At 72.6% G+C, this 21,759-nt stretch carries 18 protein-coding genes; 10 read left to right on the top strand and 8 right to left on the bottom strand.

The window, feature by feature from the left end:
- The first annotated feature begins 110 nt into the window (after nt 1–110).
- Nucleotides 111–491, top strand: a complete 381-nt coding sequence (locus ACFYNL_RS26680) for an STAS domain-containing protein (RefSeq protein ID WP_388807524.1) — start codon at nt 111–113, stop codon at nt 489–491.
- Nucleotides 492–642: 151 nt separating this feature from the next.
- Nucleotides 643–1,155 carry an EF-hand domain-containing protein gene (locus tag ACFYNL_RS26685; RefSeq protein ID WP_388807525.1) on the top strand — a complete coding sequence of 171 codons (513 nt, stop codon included), beginning with the start codon at nt 643–645 and terminating at the stop codon, nt 1,153–1,155.
- Here ACFYNL_RS26685 and ACFYNL_RS26690 read toward each other — a convergent pair.
- Nucleotides 1,134–2,645, bottom strand: a complete 1,512-nt coding sequence (locus ACFYNL_RS26690; RefSeq protein WP_388807526.1) for a class I adenylate-forming enzyme family protein — start codon at nt 2,643–2,645, stop codon at nt 1,134–1,136. The genes ACFYNL_RS26685 and ACFYNL_RS26690 overlap by 22 nt on opposite strands.
- 136 nt (nt 2,646–2,781) lie before the next feature.
- On the opposite strand from ACFYNL_RS26690, the gene ACFYNL_RS26695 reads away from it, so the two are divergent.
- The 3 genes from ACFYNL_RS26695 to ACFYNL_RS26705 all read left to right on the top strand — a co-directional run bounded on the left by ACFYNL_RS26695 (nt 2,782) and on the right by ACFYNL_RS26705 (nt 5,758).
- Complete coding sequence (locus ACFYNL_RS26695) at nt 2,782–3,915, top strand: acyl-CoA dehydrogenase family protein (RefSeq protein ID WP_388807527.1); 1,134 nt, start codon at nt 2,782–2,784, stop codon at nt 3,913–3,915.
- Between the two features lie 3 nt (nt 3,916–3,918).
- Complete coding sequence (locus tag ACFYNL_RS26700) at nt 3,919–4,794, top strand: acyl-CoA dehydrogenase family protein (protein WP_388807528.1); 876 nt, start codon at nt 3,919–3,921, stop codon at nt 4,792–4,794.
- A gap of 508 nt (nt 4,795–5,302) precedes the next feature.
- A complete protein-coding gene (locus ACFYNL_RS26705) occupies nt 5,303–5,758 on the top strand; it encodes an ATP-binding protein (protein ID WP_388807962.1) in 456 nt (151 codons plus the stop codon).
- A 464-nt stretch (nt 5,759–6,222) separates the two neighbouring features.
- On the opposite strand, the gene ACFYNL_RS26710 is transcribed toward ACFYNL_RS26705, so the two are convergent.
- The gene (locus ACFYNL_RS26710; RefSeq protein ID WP_388807529.1) at nt 6,223–7,149 is read right to left on the bottom strand and encodes a cyclase family protein; all 927 of its coding nucleotides are present in this window, start codon (nt 7,147–7,149) and stop codon (nt 6,223–6,225) included.
- 95 nt (nt 7,150–7,244) lie between these two features.
- Here ACFYNL_RS26710 and ACFYNL_RS26715 point away from each other — a divergent pair, with 95 nt between their 5' ends.
- The 4 genes from ACFYNL_RS26715 to ACFYNL_RS26730 all read left to right on the top strand — a co-directional run bounded on the left by ACFYNL_RS26715 (nt 7,245) and on the right by ACFYNL_RS26730 (nt 11,827).
- Nucleotides 7,245–8,156 (top strand): SDR family oxidoreductase, encoded by a 912-nt coding sequence (locus ACFYNL_RS26715; protein ID WP_388807530.1) that lies wholly within the window; start codon nt 7,245–7,247, stop codon nt 8,154–8,156.
- Between the two features lie 116 nt (nt 8,157–8,272).
- Complete coding sequence (locus tag ACFYNL_RS26720) at nt 8,273–9,424, top strand: acyl-CoA dehydrogenase family protein (RefSeq protein ID WP_388807531.1); 1,152 nt, start codon at nt 8,273–8,275, stop codon at nt 9,422–9,424.
- Entirely contained in the window at nt 9,424–10,473 is a 1,050-nt protein-coding gene (locus ACFYNL_RS26725) for an alcohol dehydrogenase catalytic domain-containing protein (protein ID WP_388807532.1), read from the top strand. The genes ACFYNL_RS26720 and ACFYNL_RS26725 overlap by 1 nt, the downstream gene beginning before the upstream one ends.
- Nucleotides 10,474–10,579: 106 nt before the next feature.
- Nucleotides 10,580–11,827, top strand: a complete 1,248-nt coding sequence (locus tag ACFYNL_RS26730) for an MFS transporter (RefSeq protein WP_388807533.1) — start codon at nt 10,580–10,582, stop codon at nt 11,825–11,827.
- Here the strand turns inward: ACFYNL_RS26730 and ACFYNL_RS26735 are convergent.
- A complete protein-coding gene (locus ACFYNL_RS26735) occupies nt 11,738–12,757 on the bottom strand; it encodes a GlxA family transcriptional regulator (protein WP_388807534.1) in 1,020 nt (339 codons plus the stop codon). The two genes, ACFYNL_RS26730 and ACFYNL_RS26735, sit on opposite strands and share 90 nt — an antisense overlap.
- A 71-nt stretch (nt 12,758–12,828) precedes the next feature.
- Between ACFYNL_RS26735 and ACFYNL_RS26740 the strand changes: the two genes are divergently transcribed.
- A complete protein-coding gene (locus ACFYNL_RS26740; protein WP_388807535.1) occupies nt 12,829–14,142 on the top strand; it encodes an MFS transporter in 1,314 nt (437 codons plus the stop codon).
- Between the two features lie 291 nt (nt 14,143–14,433).
- On the opposite strand, the gene ACFYNL_RS26745 is transcribed toward ACFYNL_RS26740, so the two are convergent.
- The 5 genes from ACFYNL_RS26745 to ACFYNL_RS26765 all read right to left on the bottom strand — a co-directional run bounded on the left by ACFYNL_RS26745 (nt 14,434) and on the right by ACFYNL_RS26765 (nt 21,546).
- Nucleotides 14,434–15,030 carry a flavin reductase family protein gene (locus ACFYNL_RS26745; protein ID WP_388807536.1) on the bottom strand — a complete coding sequence of 199 codons (597 nt, stop codon included), beginning with the start codon at nt 15,028–15,030 and terminating at the stop codon, nt 14,434–14,436.
- A gap of 51 nt (nt 15,031–15,081) precedes the next feature.
- Nucleotides 15,082–16,689: a hypothetical protein gene (locus ACFYNL_RS26750; RefSeq protein ID WP_388807537.1), complete on the bottom strand. Its 1,608-nt coding sequence runs from the start codon at nt 16,687–16,689 to the stop codon at nt 15,082–15,084.
- Nucleotides 16,690–16,897: 208 nt separating this feature from the next.
- Nucleotides 16,898–17,743, bottom strand: coding sequence for an enoyl-CoA hydratase/isomerase family protein (locus ACFYNL_RS26755; RefSeq protein ID WP_388807538.1), 846 nt, complete (start codon nt 17,741–17,743; stop codon nt 16,898–16,900).
- Nucleotide 17,744: 1 nt separating this feature from the next.
- Nucleotides 17,745–19,967, bottom strand: coding sequence for an acetate--CoA ligase family protein (locus ACFYNL_RS26760; protein ID WP_388807539.1), 2,223 nt, complete (start codon nt 19,965–19,967; stop codon nt 17,745–17,747).
- A 121-nt stretch (nt 19,968–20,088) separates the two neighbouring features.
- A complete protein-coding gene (locus tag ACFYNL_RS26765; RefSeq protein ID WP_388807964.1) occupies nt 20,089–21,546 on the bottom strand; it encodes a flavin monoamine oxidase family protein in 1,458 nt (485 codons plus the stop codon).
- Between the last annotated feature and the right edge of the window lie 213 nt (nt 21,547–21,759).

Here is a 21,759-nt window from a genome sequence, read left to right on the forward strand (position 1 = left end):
GATCGGTGACCGTTTTCTGGACGGTGTTTCAGGGAACAGCCGCTGGGCAGCCGCGCTGCAAGGAAGCGTAGGAGTCGCTTCCGCTTCGGCGGGTCCGGCGAGCGAGGGGCGTGGTGGTGACGGTGAAAGTGACCGGCGGTGAGCGGGGCGATTGGGCCGTGCTCCAGGTGTCGGGCGAGCTGGACCTGGTGACGTCACCGGCGTTGCGTCAGCACATCCATGACGCGGTGGCCGAGGGACGGCACAGCCTCGTCCTCGATCTGTCCGAGGTCATGTTCTGCGACTCCAGTGGCGTCGGCGTGCTGATCGCCGCCCGCCGCCTCATCCGCTCCTGTCAGGGCAGCCTGCGGCTGATACTCCCGGCGCAGGGCGCGGCGGACGGCTCGCACGTCAACCGGGTGCTGGGCGCGCTGGGAGTACGCCGGCTGTTCGAGGTGTACCCGGACGTCACGGCGGCGGTCGCGGACGACGCAGGGCCGCTGTCGGCCTGAACAGCCGGGACGTCCCCCGAAGCGCTACACCGTTGTCGCAAAATTCCCTCGGTCTTGGCACAACCGTCGCTTTCCCGCGCCCGGACGGCTCCCGGCGTCGTACGCTCCGTGCCGGAAGCACCCCACGTGATGTAAGGCGGCCCGATAAGACATGGTCAGCAGCGAGTACGAGCGCAGGATCGCCGCCCGGTTCGCCACCTTCGACCAGGACGGCAACGGTTCCATCGACCGGGAGGACTTCAGTGCGGCGGCCAAGGCGCTGCTCGCGGAGTTCGGCATCGCCGCCCGGTCCGACAAGGGTCAGGCGCTGTACGGCGGCGCCGAGGCGTTCTGGCAGGGCATGGCCGGGATCGCGGACCGCGACGGCGATCAGCGCATCACCCGCGAGGAGTTCGTCAACAGCGCGGTCAAGCGGCTGCGGGACAACCCCGACCGGTTCGCCGAGATCGCCCGCCCCTTCCTGCACGCCGCCCTGGACCTGGCCGACTCCGACGGCGACGGGGCCGCCACCGTGACCGACACCGCGCGTGTGCTCGTCTGCCTCGGTGTGCCGCGGGAGGCCGCCGAGGCGGCCGCCGCCACGCTCGACGCGGACGGCGACGGCAGGGTGGCCGAGGGCGAGGTCGTGACCGCGTTCGCCCGCTACTTCACGGTCCCCGAATAGCGTTCCCTGAGCTTGTACTTGAGGACCTTGCGCAGGGTCTCGTTGCGCGGAAGGGCGTCCACCACCTCCAGCTGTTCCGGCAGTTTGTGCGTGGACAGCCCTTCCCCGCGCAGATACGACGTCAGCGCCCGCAGGGTCAGCCGCGGCGCGCCCGCCGGCTGCTCCACGACCGCGCAGACCCGTTCCCCGCGCTCCGCGTCCGGCAGTCCGACGACGGCGACGTCCCCCACCGCGGGATGCCGGTGCAGCAGGTCCTCGATCTCCTTCGCCGAGATGTTCTCGCCCTTGCGGATGATCACGTCCTTGAGCCGTCCGGTCAGCACCAGATGCCCGTCGTCGGTGAGGTGCCCGAGGTCGCCGGTGCGCAGGAACCCCTCCTCGTCGAAGGCGGCCGCCGTCTGCGCCGGGTCCAGATAGCCCCGGCACACCGCCTCCCCGCGCAGCCGCACCTCCCCGTCCACGATCCGGATCTCCATCTCCCGCGGCGGCCGTCCCTCGGTCGTCGCCAGGTTCTCCGCGGTGTCGTCCGGGTCCCCCATCGTGATCATGGGCACCTCGGTCATGCCGTACCCGTGGGTGAGCCGTACCCCCATCTCGCGGACCACGGCGTGGTAGAGCTCCGGCGGCTTGGGCGCGCCGCCGCCCGCCAGCAGCCGCAGCGAGGGGACGACCTTGCCGCCCGACGGCTGCCTGCGCTGCTCGTTCAGGAACATCGAGTAGAACGCCGTCGACCCGCCGGCGATCGTCACGCCGTGCCTGCGGTACTCCGCGAGCGCCTCCGGCAGCGCGAACTGCTCGAACATCACCGCCGGGAAGCCGTACAGCAGGAGCATCACCATGTAGTCCGGGCCGCCTATGTGTGCGTAGGGGAAGGCGATCGACCCGATGTCGTCGGCCGTGGGGCGCAGGGCGTGCGCCAGGCAGGAGCCGCCCGCGATCAGGGACCGGTCGGTGTGCAGCACGCCCTTGGGGTCGGACGTCGTCCCCGAGGTCCAGTAGATCCAGCGGACGCCGGTGCCGTCGGCGGGTGGCGCGGGCAGGGCGGACGGGTCGCCGTCGGGCAGGGCGTCGTACGCCTCGAAGATCCCCTTGGCGCCCAGCCGCCGCGCCATCTCCGTGTGGTCGAAGCCCCGCCACCGACCGGGTACCGCGAAGAACTCCGCCTTCGACTCGCGCAGCGCGAAGCCGACTTCGCGGTCCCGGTAGAACGGGATGACCGGTGACTGCACGGCGCCCAGGCGGGCCAGTGCGAAGGAGAGCAGGGCCGTCTCGATGCGGGTGGGCAGCTGCCAGGCGACCACCGTGCCGGGGCGTACGCCCATGTCGTACAGGCCGGCCGCCACGCGCTCGGCACGCGCGCGCAGCTCGCCGAACGACAGCGAGCGGGTGTCCTGGAGGAGGACCGGGCGGTCGGGGGTGAGGTCGGCGCGGCGCAGGAGAAGCTCCCAGAGGGTGCGCGAGGAACTCAGTGCGTGAGCGGTGTCGTTCATGACGGCCCCCTGGCTCAGCTGACGGTCTGTCAGATCTGGGCAGAGCGTAGGGCTCGCCGCCTTGCCGGTCCAGGGGTACGGGACTTAGCCTTCCCGCAGGAGCCAGATCTGACGATCCATCAGATAGGGGGCCCGCGTGGACCTCGCCTGTACGCCGGAGGAGGAGGAGTTCCGGGCCCGGCTGCGGGAGTGGCTGAGCCGGGTCCTGCCCACCCTCCCGCCGAAGCCCTCCCCGGACGACTGGCCGGGGCGCCGCGCCTACGACCTCGGCTGGCAGCGCAGGCTGTACGACGCCGGGTACGCCGACGTCCACTGGGACGCCTCCCCGACCATGCGGCTGATCTTCCTGGAGGAGACCGAGAAGGCGGGCGCGCCCTATGTGGGGGCCGGCTTCGTCGGGCTGCTGCACGCGGGGCCGACCATCGCCGCCGAGGGCACCGCGGAGCAGCGGGCACGCTGGCTGCCGCCGATCCTGTGCGGGGACGAGGTCTGGTGCCAGGGCTTCAGCGAACCGGACGCCGGATCCGACCTGGCGGCGCTGCGCACACGCGCGCGCAAGGACGGCGACCACTATGTGGTGAGCGGGTCCAAAATCTGGACCTCGCACGCCGAAGTGGCCGACTGGTGCGAGCTGTTGGTGCGCACCGACCCCGAGGCGCCCAAGCACCGCGGGATCAGCTGGCTGGCCATGCCCATGGACGCGCCGGGCGTCACCGTACGGCCGCTGCGGACCCTCGTCGGGTCCGCCGAGTTCGCCGAGGTGTTCCTCGACGAGGTGCGGGTGCCGGTCGCCAACCGGGTCGGGGACGAGAACGACGGCTGGCGCGTGACGATGGTGACCCTGTCCTTCGAGCGTGGCACGGCCTTCGTGGGCGAGGTCGTCGCCTGTCGCCGGGTGCTGCGCGAACTCGCCGTCGAAGCGCGCAGGAGCGGGCGCTGGGACGATCCCGGGCTGCGCCTGCGGCTCGGACGGTTGAACGCCGAGTTCCGGGCGCTGTGGCGGCTGACGCAGTGGAACGTGAGCGAGGCCGAGCTGACGGGCGGGGTGCCGGGCGTCGGGGGTTCGGTTTTCAAACTGAGGTATTCGCACGCCCGCCAGGAGCTCTACGACGCCGCGGCCGACGTCCTGGGGCCGGACTGCCTCGACCTCGACCGGCCGTGGACGCTCGACCGGCTGTCCTCGCTCTCGTACACCATCGCCGCCGGGACCTCGCAGATCCAGCGGAACATCGTGGCCGAGCGGATCCTCGGGCTGCCGAAAGGGCGGTGACGCATGCGTTTCCAACCGACCGACGACCAGCGGGCTTTGCGGGACGCGGTTCGGGGGCTGCTGGCGCGGCGCTTCGGCGGGGAGGCGCTGCGGGCCGCCGTCGACGAGCCCGGTCGCCTGGACCGGGCGCTGTGGCGGGAGCTCGGCGCGGCGGGCTTCTTCGCGCTGCGGCGGCCCGAGTCCGAGGGCGGGGTGGGACTCGGGCTGCCCGAGGCCGTGTTGGTGTTCGAGGAGGCGGGGCGGACGCTGCTGCCAGGACCCCTGGTGGCCACGCACCTCGCCGCGGGCGAGGTCCCCGGGGCGGCCTCCGGGGAGGTGGTCGTGACGGCGGCCGGCGGCGGTCTCGTGGAGTGGCTCGCCGAGGCGGACGTCGTGCGCGGGGACGTGAGGGGAGCCGTACCGCTGAGGTCGGTCGACCCGCTGACACCCCTGCATCGCGTCCCCGCCGCCTGCGGCGTGGATCCCGTGGCCGTCCTGTTCACCGCGGCCGAACAACTGGGCAGCGCCACACGCGCGTGCGAGCTGGCCGTGCAACACGCCCGGGCGCGTGAGCAGTTCGGGCGCCCGATCGGCGCCTTCCAGGCGGTGCAGCACCTGTGCGCCGAGATGCTCGTGCGGACGGAGACGGCCCGCGCGGCCGTCTACGCGGCGGCGGTCACCGCCCACCCGGCCGACATCGACACCGCCCGACTGCTCGCCGACGAGGCCGCCGTGCGCGGCGCCCGCGACTGCCTTCAGGTCCACGGCGGCATGGGATTCACCTGGGAGTTCGAGGTCCATCTGCATCTCAAGCGGGCATGGGTGCGCACCCGCCGTACGGGAAGCGCTACGGAGAGTGAGGAGCGTCTGGCCGCTGAACTTCTCACCGAATCGCTCTGACGCTTCCTGGTCTGCGCTCTCGTCGGCCCCGCCGATGTGGATGTCGCGGATTGTGGCATACCGGAATTACAGAGCGTTGATATCGGGTTGTGTCCTACGTGTGACTCGTCACGGCCTGGAGTCGGCCGTCCGCTCCGGTACCTTGTGTGAGATGCGAGTGGTTCCGAGCGCGAGCCGTGCCGGTGTTGCCCTTGAGGTGGCTCCGGATCCGGCGGTGCGCGCCGTCACTCGCGGGGCGAGAGGGCTTTCTGTCTCCGCCTGTTCGACTCCCCGCAGCGAGCGTCGCACAGTATGGCGCACGGGTAATCCTTCGCGCTGGAATATGCCCGAAGCGCTTGTTGGGGTGACTGTACGTCAACCATGCTGTCAGCCAAGGGATTCACTTTCCGTGACCCTGGCTTTGGCCATTGTTCTGGCCATGAAAAGAATGGCTAGGATCGTGGCCCTCGTGAGGCGCGGGGCTATGTGTCCGCCGGTTCGGATGGTGTGAGCGGTGCAGGTGCTTCAAGTGCAGCTGGAGATCCGGCCCGACCCCGCTGAGGTCGGGCGAGCCCGGCAGTGGGCCCGCTCGCGGCTCGCGGGTTCCGGGATAGGGGTCGACGAGCCGCTCGCCGAGACACTCGTCCTGCTCGTCTCCGAACTCGTCACCAACGCCGTGGTGCACACCGGTTGCCCGGCCGTGCTGCGGCTGTCCCTGTCGGGCGCCACCCAGGAGTCGGCCACCGTACGGCTTGAGGTCGCCGACCGCAGCGACCGGGCGCCGGTGCCCCGTTGTGTCGACAGCGACGCGACGGGCGGTCGGGGCCTCGCGCTCGTCGACGGCCTCGCGGACCGGTGGGGCTGGTGCACCGAGGGTGCCGGCAAGCGGATCTGGTGCGAACTGGACCGGGCCGCCGGGGTGAACGGCTCCGCCTGCGGGAGCGGAGTGTCCGCCTACGAGGGGCTCGCGTACGAGGCGGTCTGACGGGCGCACGGGCGTGCGGAATCCGTCGGGCTCGGATGCACGGATGCAGGAGGCGTTGTCCTGTCTGCTCGGGCGAGCATGGGTGCGCCCGGGCATGCTTCCGTGCGCGGCGGGGGGAAAGCAGGGCGTAAGTGATAAATCCCCGAGTGGGTGTTGACGTCGAGTGTCCGGTTGATCACGCTTGTGGTCAGCGATTCGCCGCGAGGGGACGACGAGGGCTTCGGTGACGGAGGCCCTTGTCGAGTGTGGGTCGTGATTCGGCGTCGGTCTTCTGGGGGCAAGAAGTGCCGGGGCGGGTACGCCGGAGTCGGATGGCGGCGCGCGGTGCCGTGCTCGGGGCGGATGGGGCACCTCCCGGCTCGGGTGAAGCCGAGTGGGAAGCCGCGCCGCCAGCCGACCTCGTCATGACCTCATGGTGCGTCCCTGGGCGCGGGATCGGGTGCGTGCGCCGGGTCGGGTGCGCGTCAGAGCACGGCCACGGGAGCCACTGGGGTCCCCGTCGCGCCGACGAACGGTTCGGGCATCGCCGACAGCAGGAACGTGTAGCGGCCCTCTTGTCCACAGGCTGTGGACAACTCTTCGAGGTTCCAGTTCTGGCCCTGGAGCATTCCCATCTCCACCAGGTCGAGGGCGTGTACGGGAAGCCACAGATCCTCGGTCTCGGGCGGAAAGATCTCGAACGTGAGCGTGTCGTTCGCCACCGCCGCCACGTCGCGCGCGTGGAACCACTCCGGCGTACGGACCGACAGTCCGGGTGAGGGGTAGCCGTACGCGTGCCGGTCGCCGGCGAGATAGACCTGGATCTGCCCCGTCCGCACGAGCACGATGTCGCCGGCTCGCACGCGCGTACCCGCGAGTTCCTCGGCCGCCTCCAGGTCCTGCGGTGTGACCGCGTAGCCGCCGTCGAGACGCGGGACGCCGCGCGCGCGTGCCACGTCCAGCAGTACCCCGCGCGAGACGATGTGCCGTGCCTTGTCGATGCCGCTGAACTCGGCGCCGCCGTGCGCCGTGACGGTGTTCGCGGGGCGGCCGTTGTAGAGCCGGCCCGAGTGTGAGACATGGGTGAGCGCGTCCCAGTGGGTGGCGGCCTGCAGCCCCATGGTCACGATGTCGTCGCTGCAGGCGACGGTTCCTGGACCGAAGAGCTCCTGGTTGATCTGCACCATGGAGTGCAGCGGGTTGACGCGCCCCGGGATCACACCGGTCTGGACACCGTCCTGGCGCAGGGGGAGGGCGAGGGGGACGCGGCGGCCGGTGCGGACGCAGGAGGCCGCCTCGCGGACGACCTCCTCGGTGATCAGGTTGAGCGTGCCGATCTCGTCGTCCGCTCCCCAACGGCCCCAGTTGTTCACGCGCTTGGCGATCTCGTGGAACGCGTCCGGCAGTGACATGGGTCCTCCCCGGGGCTTGTCTCCGCGTATCTGACGGGTCGTAGAATCGAATCGAATCTAACGGACCGTCAGAAACCGCGGGAAGGGGCCGGAGCGTGGGGAACCTCTTGGCAGGCAAGGTCGTCGCCGTGACCGGCGCCGGACGGGGGATCGGACGGGCGGTGGCGCTGGCGGCCGCTGCCGCGGGAGCCCGCGTCGTCGTCAACGACTACGGCGTCTCCGTGGACGGGGCCGCGCCCACCAGCGACGTCGCCCAGGGCGTGGCCAAGGAGATCGAGGCCACGGGCGGGGAGGCGGTCGCCGTGGCCGACGACGTGTCCACGATGGCGGGCGGGCAGCGGATCGTGGACGCGGCGCTGACGTCGTACGGGCGGATCGACGGGGTCGTGTGCGTCGCCGGGATCCTGCGCGAGCGGATGCTCTTCAACATGACCGAGGAGGAGTGGGACCCGGTCGTGGCCACCCATCTGAAGGGCACCTTCACGGTCTTCAGGGCCGCCTCCTCGGTGATGCGTGCGCAGCGGGCCGGGACGTTGATCGGGTTCACCAGCGGCAACCACCAGGGGTCGGTGTCGCAGGCCAACTACAGCGCGGCGAAGGGCGGGGTCATCTCGCTGGTGCGCAGCGCCGCGCTGGGCCTGAACAAGTACGGGGTGACCGCGAACGCGGTGGCGCCGGTGGCCCGTACGCGGATGTCGGCGAACGTGCCGATGGAGCTGACGGAGATGGGCGAGCCGGAGGACGTGGCCGCCCTCGTGGTCTATCTGCTCTCGGACGCGGCCCGGGAGCACGGCGTGACGGGCCAGGTGTACACGGTCGCCGGGCCGAAGATCGCGGTGTGGGCCCAACCGAGGGAGCTGCGGGCCGCCTACGCCTTCGACGGGTGGACACCGCAGAAGGTCGCGGAGTTGCTGCCGGGGTCCGTGGGCGTGGACCCGATGCCGATGCTGGAGCGGCTTGAGGCGATGGAGAAGGCGGCGCGGGAGGGGACGCGGCCCAACGCCTGAGGGTCCGGGGCGTGTCCGGTGGCCGCGCAGACGGGCGCCCACGCGGTGCAGCCGCACCCTGTCACGGCCCACGCCCCGGGGGAGGTGAAGCACCCGGCGCCTGGAAGGAGACGTCAGTGGACTTTGGACTTGCCGTCGAGGACGAGGACTTCCGCTTCGAGGCGCGGGAGTGGCTCTCCGCGCACGTCGGGGGTGCGCAGGACCGTCGTACCTGGGAACGGACCCTCGGGAAAGCAGGCTGGATCGGGCTCGGCTGGGGCGAGGGCGGGTACGGCAACCGCACCGCCACCCTGACCCAGCAGGTCGCCTGGGCCGAGGAGTACGCGCGGTCGGGGGCTCCGGCGCGCTCCGGGCACATCGGGGAGAAGCTGCTGGCCCCGACGCTGCTCGCCCATGGGACACACGAGCAGAAGACCCGGTTCCTGCCGCCGGTCGCAGGCGGCGAGGAGCTGTGGTGCCAGGGGTACAGCGAGCCCGGGGCGGGTTCGGACCTCGCCGGGATCCGTACGAAGGCCGAACGCGCCTCGGACGGGACCTACCGGGTCAGTGGGCAGAAGATCTGGACCTCCCTGGCCCACGAGGCGGACTGGTGCTTCGTGCTGGCCCGCACGGATCCGGACTCCCGGCGCCATCACGGCCTCAGCTTCCTGCTCGTCCCCATGGACCAGCCGGGGCGTGTCGAGGTGCGGCCCATCCGGCAGATGACCGGCACCAGCGACTTCAACGAGGTCTTCTTCGACGGGGCGCACGCGCGCGCGGAGCACGTCGTCGGCGGTGCGGGCGCCGGGTGGAAGGTCGCGATGAGCCTGCTCGGATTCGAGCGGGGGGTGTCGACGCTGGCGCAGCAGGTGGGGTTCGCCCAGGAGCTGGCACGGATCGTGCGGGCCGCCGTCGAATCGGACGCGGTCCGGGATCCCGTCGTGCGGGAGCGGCTGGTGCGGCAGTGGGCCGAACTGCGGGTGATGCGGTGGAACGCGCTGCGGACGCTGGGGAGTCCGGGCGACCCGGGTGCGCCCAGTGCGGCCAAGCTGCTGTGGGGCGGCTGGCATCAGCGGCTCGGGGAGCTGGCGCTGCTGGTGCGGGGCGCGGCGGGCTCGGTCGGGCCGGTGGAGTGGTCGCCCTCGGCGCCGTACGAACTGGACGAGGCGCAGCACCTGTTCCTGTTCTCCCGGGCCGACACCATCTACGGCGGCTCGGACCAGGTTCAGCGCACGATCATCGCCGAGCGGGTGCTCGGACTGCCGAGGGAGCCCAAGGGAGTGGTGTGATGCGCGGCGTGGTGTTCGACGGAACGCGGGTCGAGGTCGCCTCCGACCTGGAGGTACGGGATCCGGGGCCGGGTGAGGTACTTGTCGCGATCTCGGCGGCCGGGCTCTGCCACAGCGACCTGTCCGTGGTGGACGGGACCATACCCTTCCCGGTTCCTGTGGTGCTGGGACATGAGGGTGCCGGGGTGGTGGAGGCCGTGGGTGTGGGCGTCACCCATGTGGTGCCCGGCGACCATGTGGCCCTGTCCACGCTCGCCAACTGCGGTACCTGCGCGGAGTGCGACCGGGGCCGGCCGACCATGTGCCGGCAGGCGATCGGGCGGCCCGGGCAGCCGTTCACCCGAGGAGGGCGGCCCGTCTTCCAGTTCGCCTCCAACTCCGCGTTCGCCGAGCGGACCGTGGTCAGGGCGGTGCAGGTGGTGCGCATCCCCGAGGACATCCCCCTGCCGTCCGCCGCGCTCATCGGGTGCGGGGTGCTGACCGGGGTGGGCGCCGTGCTGAACCGGGCGAAGGTGGACCGGGGCGACAGCGTGCTCGTGATCGGGACCGGCGGTATCGGCCTCAACGTCCTGCAGGGCGCGCGGATCGCGGGGGCGCTGCGGATCGTCGCCGTCGACGCGAACCCGGCCAAGGAGGCGGTGGCGCGGCAGTTCGGCGCGACCGACTTCCTGACCTCGACGGAGGGGGTGCGGGACCTGCTGCCGACGGGGGTGGACCATGCCTTCGAGTGCGTGGGGCGCGTGGAACTGGTCCGGCGGGCGGTCGATCTGCTCGACCGGCACGGGCAGGCGGTTCTGCTCGGGGTGCCGCCGGCCGGGGCCGAGGCGTCCTTCGCGGTGTCGTCGATGTACCTGGACAAGTCGATCCTGGGCTGCCGGTACGGCTCGTCGCGGCCGCAGCGGGACATCGCGCTGTACGCCGAGCTGTACCGGGCGGGGCGGCTGATGCTGGACGAACTGGTGACGCAGACCTACCCGGTCGAGGAGTTCGACAGGGCGGCGGCGGACGCGGAGGCGGGCAAGGTGGCGCGCGGGGTGCTCACCTTCTGAGCCCGGTTCCCGGCGGCGGTGGTGCTCCCCGGGCCCCCACGCGTGGTTTTCCACAGGCCCGGAAAACCGCTGCCGTGTTGTCGGTGGCGACGCCTACCGTCGTTTCATGACCTACCGAGACGTCGCCTCCAAGCAGGTCCTGATCTGGGCCTGCACCGCCGTCGCCTCGCGCATGCCGGTCGCCATGACGCCGTTGGCCCTGGTGTTCCTCGTGCGCGAGCGGCCCGGCGGCTACACGCTGGGGGCGGCTCTCGCGGCGGCTTATGTACTCGGCGAGATCATCTGCGCCCCGGTCCTGGGGATGCGGATGGACCCGGCTCGTGGCCGGCGCCATCTGGCCCTGGGACTCGCGGGCGGGACCGCGGGGTTCGCCGGGCTGGGGGCGCTGGCCGGGGCGCACCCCCTCGTCCTGGGCGCGCTGGCCTTCCTGGCCGGTGCGGCACCGGCCGGAGTCGCCGGAGGACAGCGGGCGTTGCTGACCTCGCTGATCCCGGAGCGGGCCGTGGCACAGGCGCTGTCGGTCGAGTCGATGCTGATGTCGGGTGTGTGGGCCGTCTCCCCGGTCGCGGTCGCCGGCCTCGCCCTCGGGGTGGCTCCTCGGGCGCCGCTGTTCCTCGTGGCCGTCTCCATGGCGCTGGGGATCGCGGGCCACTGGCTGCTGCCCGCCGGCTGGTCGACGGGCGAGCGGGAACAGGCGGGGCGAGCCAGGCTCCGCGTTCTGCTGCGCGCCTGGCCGGTGTACGTCACGGGGGCGGCCGGTCTCACCCTGCTCGGCCTGGCCGAACTCACCCTGCCCGCCCTTCTGGAACAGCGCGGCATCGGCGTGGTGTGGTCCGGCCCGATGCTGGCCGGCATGGCCACGGGCGCGGGACTCGGCGCGTTCCTGTACGGCCTGCGGGCGTGGCCGGGGCGGCTGCGGGTGCGCAGTGCGGTGCTGATCTGCGGTATGTCGGTCTTCGTGGTGCTGGCCGCGCTGATACCGGGGGCGGCCGGGATCGCGGTCGCCCTCGTCGTGGCGGGCATGCTCCAGTCGGGCGCGTTGATCACCCGCAACCTGTCGCTGCGCGAGGCCCTGCCGCCGGGGGCACTGGCCGCCGGCTACTCCGTGATGTACGCGGCCGCGGGCGCCGGCTACGCGGCGACGGGTTCCCTCGCCGGCGGGCTGCTCCAGGTGGTGGCGCCGTCCACGGCCATCCAGGCCGGTGTGGTGCTGACCCTGCTGCTGACGGCGCTCGGCTGGTGGGGCGAGGCCCGCCGGGAGGGCTCACATCCGGCCGGTGACCTGGTTGTCGGGCTCGCCGGCGCGGAAGGTGCGCCGGTAGCTGGTGGGGGTGACGCCGAGAGCCGTCTGTAGGTGCTGGCGCATCGACTGAGCCGTGCCGAAGCCGGCGTCCCGGGCCACCTGGTCCACGGACAGGTCGGTGGACTCCAGCAGGTACCGGGCCCGCTCCACCCGCTGCTGGGTGAGCCATTGGCCGGGGCTGACGCCGACCTCCTCGCGGAAGCGGCGGGTGAAGGTCCGTACGGACATGGCCTCCTGCTCGGCCATGTCGCGCAACTGGATCGGTTCGTGCAGGCGGCCGAGGGCCCAGGCGCGTGCCGTGGTCGTGGACGCCTGCTGCGGGTCGGGTACCGGTCGGTGGATGTACTGGGCCTGGCCGCCGTCCCGGTGCGGTGGTACGACCGTGCGGCGGGCGACGTCGTTGGCGATCGCCGTGCCGTGGTCGCGGCGCACCATGTGCAGGCACAGGTCGATCCCGGCGGCGACTCCGGCCGAGGTCAGCACGTCGCCGTCGTCGATGAACAGGACGTCCGCGTCGACCTCGATCGTCGGGAACAGCCGCTGGAAGCGCTCGGCGTCCGCCCAGTGCGTGGTGGCCGGGCGGCCGGAGAGGAGGCCCGCGGCGGCGAGCACGTACACGCCGGTGCAGATGGAGGCGAGGCGGGTGCCGGGGCGGATGTGGGCGAGCGCGGCGGCCAGTTCGTCGGTGAGCACGCCCTCCTCGAAGACCGGGCCGAGTTCGTACGACGCCGGGATGATCACGGTGTCGGCGGTGGCGAGGACCTCCGGGCCGTTGGCGACGTCGATGGCGAAGTCGGCGTCCGTGCGGACCGGGCCGGGTGGTCGGACCGAGCAGGTGACGACCTCGTACAGATGCCGTCCCGCGGCGTCCTTGGGGCGGCCGAAGATCCGGTGCGGGATACCCAGTTCGAAGGGGAGCAGGCCGTCCAGCGCGAGGACGGCCACGCGGTGCGGGCGGAACTCCGGTTCACGGCGGCGCATGGCCCGATCCTAACGAATACTGTCCTTCGGGCCAATGGATCGAGGGGAGCGCAGGCCCGAAGCTCGTTGTCGTGACGCAGACAACCGAAGCCACCGCCGTCGACCTGACCCCGCCGAGCCCACGGCGCGGCCGCATCCACCGCGCCTGGTTCGTCGCCGCCGTCGCTTTCGTGACGATCCTCGGCGCCGCCGCCTTCCGCTCCCTGCCGGGGCTGCTGATCGATCCGCTGCATCAGGAGTTCGGCTGGTCGCGTGGCACGATCGCCGCCGCGGTCTCCGTCAACCTCGCCCTGTACGGCCTCACCGCCCCCTTCGCCGCCGCGTTGATGGACCGCTTCGGCATCCGCCGGGTGGTCGCGGTCGCGCTCGTGCTGATCGCGCTCGGCTCGGGCCTGACGGTGTGGATGACGGCCGCCTGGCAACTGCTGCTGTGCTGGGGCCTGCTGGTGGGTCTCGGCACCGGGTCGATGGCGCTGGCCTTCGCGGCCACGGTCACCAACCGCTGGTTCACCGAACGGCGCGGCCTGGTCACCGGCATCCTCACCGCCGCCTCGGCCTCCGGCCAGCTGGTCTTCCTGCCGGTGATGGCCCTCATGGTCGATGCGGGCGACTGGCGGCCGGCCGCCGTCACGGTCGCGCTCGCTGCCCTGGCCGTCGTGCCCTTCGTCTGGCTGCTGCTGCGCGACCACCCGGCCGACGTGGGCCTGCGGCCGTACGGCGCGACGGAGTTCGTGCCCAAGCCGGCGCCGGTACCGGGGGCCGCCCGCAGGGCGGTGCGGGTGCTCTTCTCGGCGGCCCGTACCGGTCCCTTCTGGCTGCTCGCCGGCACCTTCGCCATCTGCGGGGCCTCCACCAACGGCCTCATCCAGACGCACTTCGTGCCCGCCGCCCACGACCACGGCATGCCGGTCCCGGCCGCCGCCTCGCTGCTCGCCGTCATCGGCGTGTTCGACGTCCTCGGCACCATCGCCTCCGGCTGGCTCACCGACCGCTTCGAGCCGCGCCGCCTGCTCGCGGTCTACTACGCCCTGCGCGGGATCTCGCTGCTCTTCCTGCCGATGCTGCTCTTCCCGACGATCCACCTGCCGATGATCTTCTTCATCGTCTTCTACGGCCTCGACTGGGTCGCCACCGTCCCGCCCACCATCGCCCTGTGCCGGGAGCAGTACGGCGACGACAGCGCGATCGTCTTCGGCTGGGTCCTCGCCTCCCACCAGGTCGGCGCCGCGCTGGTGGCCTTCCTCGGCGGGGTCGCGCGGGACGTCTTCGGGTCGTACGACATCGTGTGGTGGGCGTCGGGGGCGCTGTGCGCGGCGGCCGCGCTGATGGCACTGGTGATCCGCCGGCCGGCGGCCCGGACGGCGGGGGCCCTCCAGGGCTCGTAGCGCTGCTCGGGGACCGAGGGCTGCCGGCCGGCGCCGCTGGGTCCTGGCGCCACGTTCCTGCCTGCCCGGCGGGGTCCGGCACGCGCGCTCACCGCGTTGCCGAACCGCCCACGTGACTCCGCCACGAGGCGCTCGGGTGCCTTGCGATCGCATGCTCCCCAGCGAACCGAGCTTTGCCCGGCTCGCGCAGAGCCCCCCGTCGCCGCCGCCGTGCCCGCCCTTCGGGCGGACGACGGGAAGGTGACGACAGGGCCCAGGGAGCGAGAGCTGCCTGTCATCACCCCCGTGGGCTCAGAGGAACCGCCCCTTGTGGAACAGCAGCGGCGCCTCGTCCCCGTCGCTCGCCCCCAGGGCGTCCACCCGGCCCACCACGATCAGATGGTCGCCGCCGGTGTGCACGGCGTGGATCGCGCAGTCGATCCAGGCGAGCGTGCCCGCCAGGCGTGGCGCGCCGGACACCGGAGCCGTGTCGTGGGCGACGCCCGCGAACTTGTCGGCGCCGCTCACCGCGAAGGCGCGGCACAGCTCGCCCTGCCCGGCGCTCAGGACGTTCACGCAGAAGCCGCCCGCGCGCGCGATGCGCGGCCATGTCGTCGACGTACGGCCGACCATGAAGGCGACCAGGGGCGGGTCGAGGGAGAGGGAGGAGAAGGACTGGCAGGCGAAACCGGCGGGGGAGCCGGTGTCGTCGGCCGGGGGTGCCGTGATCACCGTGACGCCGGTCGCGAAGTGCCCCAGCACACGCCGGAACTCGGTCCGGTCCAGCGGCTCGCGTTCGTCGTCGCGCACGCACCGCAGCTCGGGCCGAGGCAGCGCCTCGACGGGGCCGCGGCGAGGGCCGGACCTGAGGTAGCGGACGGCGGCTTCGGCCGTGCCTGCTTGTCCCATCACATCGTCCATTGAATCTGACGTGCAGTCAGATGTGAAGGCCCCGGGGCGTCATCGAGGCGCCGTCCGCCGGTCCTCCGCCGTACGCACGCCGCCCCTCAGACGCTGGAAGGCGCCCCGTGCCTGCGTCAGGGCCGCGAGGGCGTACCCGGCCGCGACCACCCAGCCCAGCGGCCCGAGGTCGGCGAGGACGACCCAGCTCGCGAGGCCGGCGAGGGCGAGTGCCGACGCGGCGAGGCAGGAGGCGCAGACGCGGGCCGGGACCGCGCCCCGTGACTCGGTCTTGGTTGCGGTGCCGTAGGAGATCCAGCCGCTCAGGGCGAACAGGGCCGCCACGGCGTACGCCAGCAGCTCCGGCAGACCCCGGGAGCCGGGAGCCCGGGCGGCGACGACCAGTGCGGCCGTGGCGAGCAGTTGCACCGCACCGTTGAGCGAGCAGATGATCCGCCCGGCCACGGGCGGGCGCGGCAACGACTGGCCGAACCACACCGCGAGGGTCAGGAAACCGCACGTGAACGCCACCGTGTTCAGCAGCCCGGACCAGGTGACCGCGGGCAGGGACAGCGCGGTGGCGACGGCCGCCACCAGGGACAGGGACGCGAAAGCACCGTACGGCCGGGCGACCGCGCCGGCCGGGAGGCTCCGCACCCCGCGGGCGGTGAAGACGGCCCAGCCGGCCAGGGCGGCGAGCGCCGGAGCGGCCTGCAGGGGCATGGTGATCCCGAGGGCCGCGTGCCCGATGCCCAGGGCGCAGGCCACCAGGTACACGGCGGCGCCGAGCGCCCTCGTCGTCCGCGGGCCCCGCTCCGCGAAACGGGCCTGCGAAAGGGGGTCGAGGCTGACGCGGTCCGCGGCCCAGCGGTCGTCGGTCTCTCCTTTGTCGAAGGCCGCGGACGCCTCCTTCTGCCGCGCAACCAGGGCCTTGAGCCGCTCCTCCTGCTCCGCCTCCTTGCGGTAGGTCTGCGTGGGGACCGATCCGCCCCAGGTGCTCGAAGCGGGCCGTGAGCCCGCGTTCTGCCGTCCCGGCGCGGTCGTCGCCGGCGTACCGGTGTCGAAGAGGTGGGTGAGGTACCCCAGGGCGACGATCGCCACCGCGAGCGCGGTCAGCCACGCCGAGTACGACACGTCGGGCATCTCCGTGAGGATCATGCCGCCGATGCCCACGGGCACGGGCGACGCCGCGTTGGCGCGCGACTGGAGCCACCACACGAGGGCCGCCACCCCGAGCAGCGGCACCACCGCGGCCAGGGTGAACACCCAGGCGCTGATCCGTGCCCGCAGACGCCCGCCGGAACCGAACGCGCAGGCGCCGAAGAGGACCAGCGCGGCGCCGATCCCGCCCTCGACCTCCGCCCAGGCCCATGCCTCGGCCTTCGCGTCCCGCTCGTTGTCGGCGACGATCTCCTCGTACGTGCCGGACTCGCCGGCCCCGTTGCCGAACACCATGCAGGAGTCGCCGGGGCGCATGAACTGGCCGTCGCAGACGGGTGTGCCGGTGTACTCGGCGTCCGCGGCCTCGTGTCCCGCCTGGAGGGCCAGGACGACGAACAGCCAGCCCACGGCCCACAGGAGGGCCCCGGCGGCGATGGCGACTCCTCGGTTGACCGGGGTGCGCCGCTTGACGGGTAAGGGCCGGTCCGCGGGTCCGGGCCGGGTCATGACGAACCCTCCGCCCTGCCGCCGCGGCTCGACGGACGTCGAGCAGAGGGCTGAGCGCTGCTCGAAGGGGTGCGCTTCATGGCGTCCTCGGCCTTTCGGAGGGGGATCCCGCGTCGCGCGCCCAGCGTGGCACGTCGTGCTCCCGGCATCCTCGCGGAATCCCCAACCCTTCACGCGAACTCCATGTGCTCACAGGGGAGTTCGGCGGTCAGCGGCCCCGGTACCGTGGCGCGCGGCGCTCCACGAAGCTCCGTACGCCTTCCCTCGCGTCCTGCGTCGTCATGTTGATCTCCTGCGCGGCGGCCTCCGCGGCGAAGGCGGCGGCGCGGTCGGTGTCGAGCGAGGCGTTGACGAGCTGCTTGGTCAGGGCGAGGGCGCGGGTCGGGCCGGTGGCGAGGCGTGCGGCCCAGGCGCGGGCCGTCTTGTCCAGTTCCGCGTCCGGCAGGACCCGGTTGACCAGGCCGAGACGCTCGGCGTCGGACGCGGCGAGGGCGTCGCCGAAGAACATCAGCTCCTTCGCGCGCTGCGGGCCGATGAGGCGGGGCAGGAGGTGGGCGCCGCCGCCGTCGGGGACGAGGCCGCGGCGTGCGAACACCTCGATGAACGTGGCCGATTCGGCGGCCAGTACGAGGTCGCAGGCGAAGGCGAGATGCGCGCCGAGCCCCGCCGCGGTGCCGTTCACCGCCGCGATCACCGGCTTCTCGCAGTCCAGGACGGCGGCGACGAGCCGCTGGGCGCCCAGGCGGATCGTCCGGGCGACGTCGCCGGGGACGCGTTCCCCGGTGGCCGCCCCGCCGCGCAGATCGGCCCCGGCGCAGAAACCGCGGCCCGTCCCGGTCAGTACGACGGCCCGCACCTCCGGGTCGGCGGACGCGTCGGCGAGCAGCCGGATGACGTGCTCGCGCTGGCCGGGGGTGAGGGCGTTGAGGGCTTCAGGGCGGTTGAGCGTGATCCGGCAGACCTGGTCGTCCACGGCGTGCAGCACCCAGGACGGGTCGGGGTCGTCGGGCACACGCGCGGAACGGGGCAGGCCCCTGTCGTCGTCGGCACCCATGTCAGCGGCACACCACCAACGCGTCGAGCGCCACCGCGCCCTGCCCCCGGGGCAGCACCATCAGCGGATTGATGTCGAGTTCCGCGAGGTCGCCCTCCAGTTCCAGAGCCATGCGCTGCACCCGCAGGACGACTTCGACGAGCGCGTCCAGATCCGCCGGGGGGCGCCCCCGTACCCCGTCGAGCAGGGCCCGCCCGCGCAGTTCGGCGAGCATGTCGCGCGCCTGCTCCTCGCCGAAGGGCGGTACCCGTACGGCGGTGTCGCGCAGCACCTCGACCAGGACCCCGCCGAGCCCGACCGTCACCGTCGGCCCGAAGAGCGCGTCGTGCGTGGCGCCGACGACCATCTCGACGCCCCGCTCGACCATCTGGCAGACCAGCACACCGTCCAGGGCGAGGTCCTCGTAGCGGGCGATGTCGGTCAGCTCCCGGTAGGCGTCCCGGACCTGACTGGCCGAGGTCAGCCCGATCTTGACCAGGCCGAGCTCGGTCTTGTGGGCGATCGCGCCGGACGCCTTCATCACCACGGGATAGCCGACCTGGGCCGCCGCCCGTACGGCCGCCGCCGCGCTGGTCACCAGTTGCTCACGCGGGACCCGGATGCCGTACGCCCTCAGCAGCTGCTTGGCCGCGTGCTCGCTCAGCTGCTGTCCCGGCCGCATCAGCTCGCGCGTCCTGCGGAAGGAGGGGGACGGGGTGCGGGGTGCCCGGTCGAAGGGGGAGCGGTAGCCGGCGACGAAACGGTGGTGGTCGAGGTAGGCGCGCACCGCGGTGATGCAGTTCGCCACCGTGCGGAAGGTCGCCACGCGCGAGGAGCCGAGCAGGACCTCGCGGTAGGCCGGCTCGGTGCCGACCGGTGACCCCCACACCACGCACACCAGCTTGTCGGTCCGCTCCGCCGCGTCCACCAGGTCCTGGACGAGCCGGTCGCTGAGCGGCGGGAAGGGGCCGGTCACCGGGCAGATGAGCACCCCGACCTCGGGGTCGTCGAGAATCGCGTCGATGATCTTTTGGCCACGCCGGTCGCCGACCGGGTGGCCCCCGCTGTCGACGGGATTAACCACGCTCAGGTACTCGGGTATCCACTGGTGCAGCTCGGCCTGCCTGGCCTCGGACAGCACCGGCAGCCGCAGCCCCGCCTCGCTCGCCAGGTCGGCGAAGTGGGCGCCCGTGCCGCCCGAGATCGAGTAGACGACGACGCCCTCGGCGCGCGGCGGCCGGGCGCGGGCCAACAGGGTCGCGGTGTCCTGGAGTTCGTCCAGGCCGTCGACCCGGATCACCCCGTACTGCCGCATCGCGGCGTCGACCACCGCGTCGGCGCCGGTCAGCTTGCCGGTGTGCGAGGCGGCCGTGCGGGCGCCGGTCTCGGTGCGGCCCACCTTGACGGCGACGACGGGCACCTTGCGGCGGGCGGCGCGGTCGGCGGCCAGCAGGAAGGCGCGGCCGTCCTTGAGACCCTCGACGTAACAGGCGATCGCGCCGACCTCGGGCCGCTCGGCGAAGTAGGAGATGAAGTCCGCCGTCTCCAGGTCGGCCTCGTTGCCGGTGGGCGCCCAGTGGGTCAGCCGGACGCCGAGCTCCTGGAGGGCGAAGACGGGACGGCCCTGGTGCCCGGACTGGGTGATCAGGGCGATCCCGGGGCCGTCCAGGTCGTCGCGGAACCGCTCGAAGGCGTTGAGGTTGGTGTTGGGGCCCAGCAGCCGCATCCGGGAGCGTTCGACGGCGGCGGTGAGCCGCTCCTGGGCGGCGGCGCCCTCCTCGCCGGTCTCCGCGAACCCGGAGGCGAAGACGACCGCGAACTTCGCTTTGGTCTCGGCCAGTTGCTCGATCACCGGAAGGGGGTCGGCGATCAGCAGTACGGCGAGGTCGACCTCCTCGGGCAGGTCGGCGACACAAGGGGAGCAGGGAAGGCCGAAGACGGTCGGGCGGCTGGGGTGCACCGGGTGGAGCCGGGCGCCGACCCGCTCGGACCAGGCGATCAGCTGCCGGGTGATCCCGGTGTGGGGCCGGCCCTCGGCGTCGGAGGCGCCGATCACGGCGACCGACTCCGGCCGGAAGAAGCGGTCCAGGTCGGGCACGTCGGAGTACAGCGGACGGCCGCTGACGTCGAGATCGTCGACCTCGGCGGGCCGGCCGTGGACGGCGGGCCCGGGTTGCTCGCCGCAGGCGATGACCCGGGTCCGGCGGGAGTCGGTGGTGAGGGTGCCGTGGGTTGATCCAAGCATCGGTCCGCCCGCTCCTGTGTGACAGTGATTAACTGACGCAGTGTCAGATTAAATGAACTGACGCCATGTCAGGAACGGCTGTGCACGCAAAGTTGGCCGGGGCCGTGCGCGGCCGTGCCGCTCAGAGCACCGCCAGCACCTCCTTCGCCACCCGCTCGCCCGAGCGCACCGCCCCGTCCATGAAGCCCATCCAGTAGGTGGAGGTCTCCGTCCCGGCCCAGTGGATGCCGCCGACCGGCGCGCGCAGGGCGGGGCCGTACTGGGTCAGGACGCCGGGCGCGGCGATGGAGACGGGGCCGCCGCGGGTGTAGGGCTCGTTGTTCCAGCGTTGCAGGACGAAGGAGGTGGGGGAGGCCGCTTTCTCGCCGAAGTACGTCGTGTAGTCCTTCAGCACGGCCGCCCTGACCTCCGCCTCGCTCGCCGCGTCGAGCTTGCGCGCCTCGTCGGCCTCGATGAAGCCCATCAGGGCGCCGAAGGAGGCGTCGGGCGGGGAGTTGTCGAACGTGGAGCTGATCACGCCGGTGTCGCTGACCACCTGGCCGTTGAGGCCGTCGGCCCGCCAGAACGGGGTGTCGTAGATCGCGATCGCCTTGCCGACCGAGGCCATCGGCAGGCGTTGGGTGAGCTGGTCGCGGGCGGCCGGGAGGACGGGGTCGTAGGTGATGCGGGCGGCGATCGGCGGGGGCACGGCGACGACGACCCGCCGGGCGGTGACGGTGATGCCGTCGGCCCTCACCGCGTACCCGGCGCCGGACCGGGTGATCGTGCGCACCGGGGCGTTCAGCACCACCCGGTCGCCGAGCCGGGCGGCGAGCCTGACCGGCAGCAGCTGGGAACCGCCGACGAAGCGCAGTTCCTGGGCGCCGTTCGCGGTCTCGGTGAGGCGTTCCAGGGTGCCGGGGTGGGAGGCGTCGCCGGCGGCGGCGATGTAGAAGAGGACGAACAGGAAGGAGAGTTCCCTGGGCTCGGCCGAGAAGATCGACGTGCAGGCCACGTCGAAGAGGAACTTGGCCGACGGGACGACGGCGTTGGCGCGCAGCCAGGTCTCGAAGGTCTGCCGGTCCCATTCGTCGGCCTTCGCCGCGGTCCAGGGCGCGTCGACCGGGATCTGCCTGGCCAGGTCGTTCAGCTTGGCCTGCACGATCGCGGCGTTCGCGAGCCCGGCGGCGTCGACGGGCGGGACGGCACCGAGCAGGCCGTCGGTGGCGTAGGGGGTCTTCCTGCCGTCCTTGTACAGGAGGTTGTCGCCCGTGTTGTACGTCGTGAACGTCTGCACGCCGAGTGAGTCGGCGAGCGCCTTGACGCGGTCCTGGGTGGGGCCGATGAACTCGCCGCCGCCCTCGGTGACACCGCCGTTCGCCAGGTTCAGTCCCACGACCCGGCCGCCGACGCGGTCGCGGGCCTCCAGGACGGTGACCGACCGGCCGGCGGCCACCAGGTCGCGGGCCGCGGTGAGGCCGGCCAGCCCGGCGCCGACGATCGCGACGTCCACGTCGCGCGACACGGCCGCCGAGGCCGTACCGGCGGCGGTCGTGGTGAGGGCCGCGCCGCCCGCTGCCGCCGCGGCGCCCCCGAGCAGGGAGCGCCGGGAGAGGCGGGGGGCTCGGGAGAGCCGCGGGTTCCGGGGGGCCCGAGGGGACGGGCTTTCGGGTTGCTGTCCTTCACGTGCCACGTGCGTCCTCCGTCGTGCGAGAGGGGAGTGGAGCCGAAAAGTTGAACAGGGCTCACATTCTGGCTCCGTGCCGGGGCGCGGTACAGCCCTCCCGCCACTTCTGACGCGGAAGTAACAAAG

The organism is Streptomyces sp. NPDC007808 (assembly GCF_042868655.1).
GTDB lineage: Bacteria > Actinomycetota > Actinomycetes > Streptomycetales > Streptomycetaceae > Streptomyces.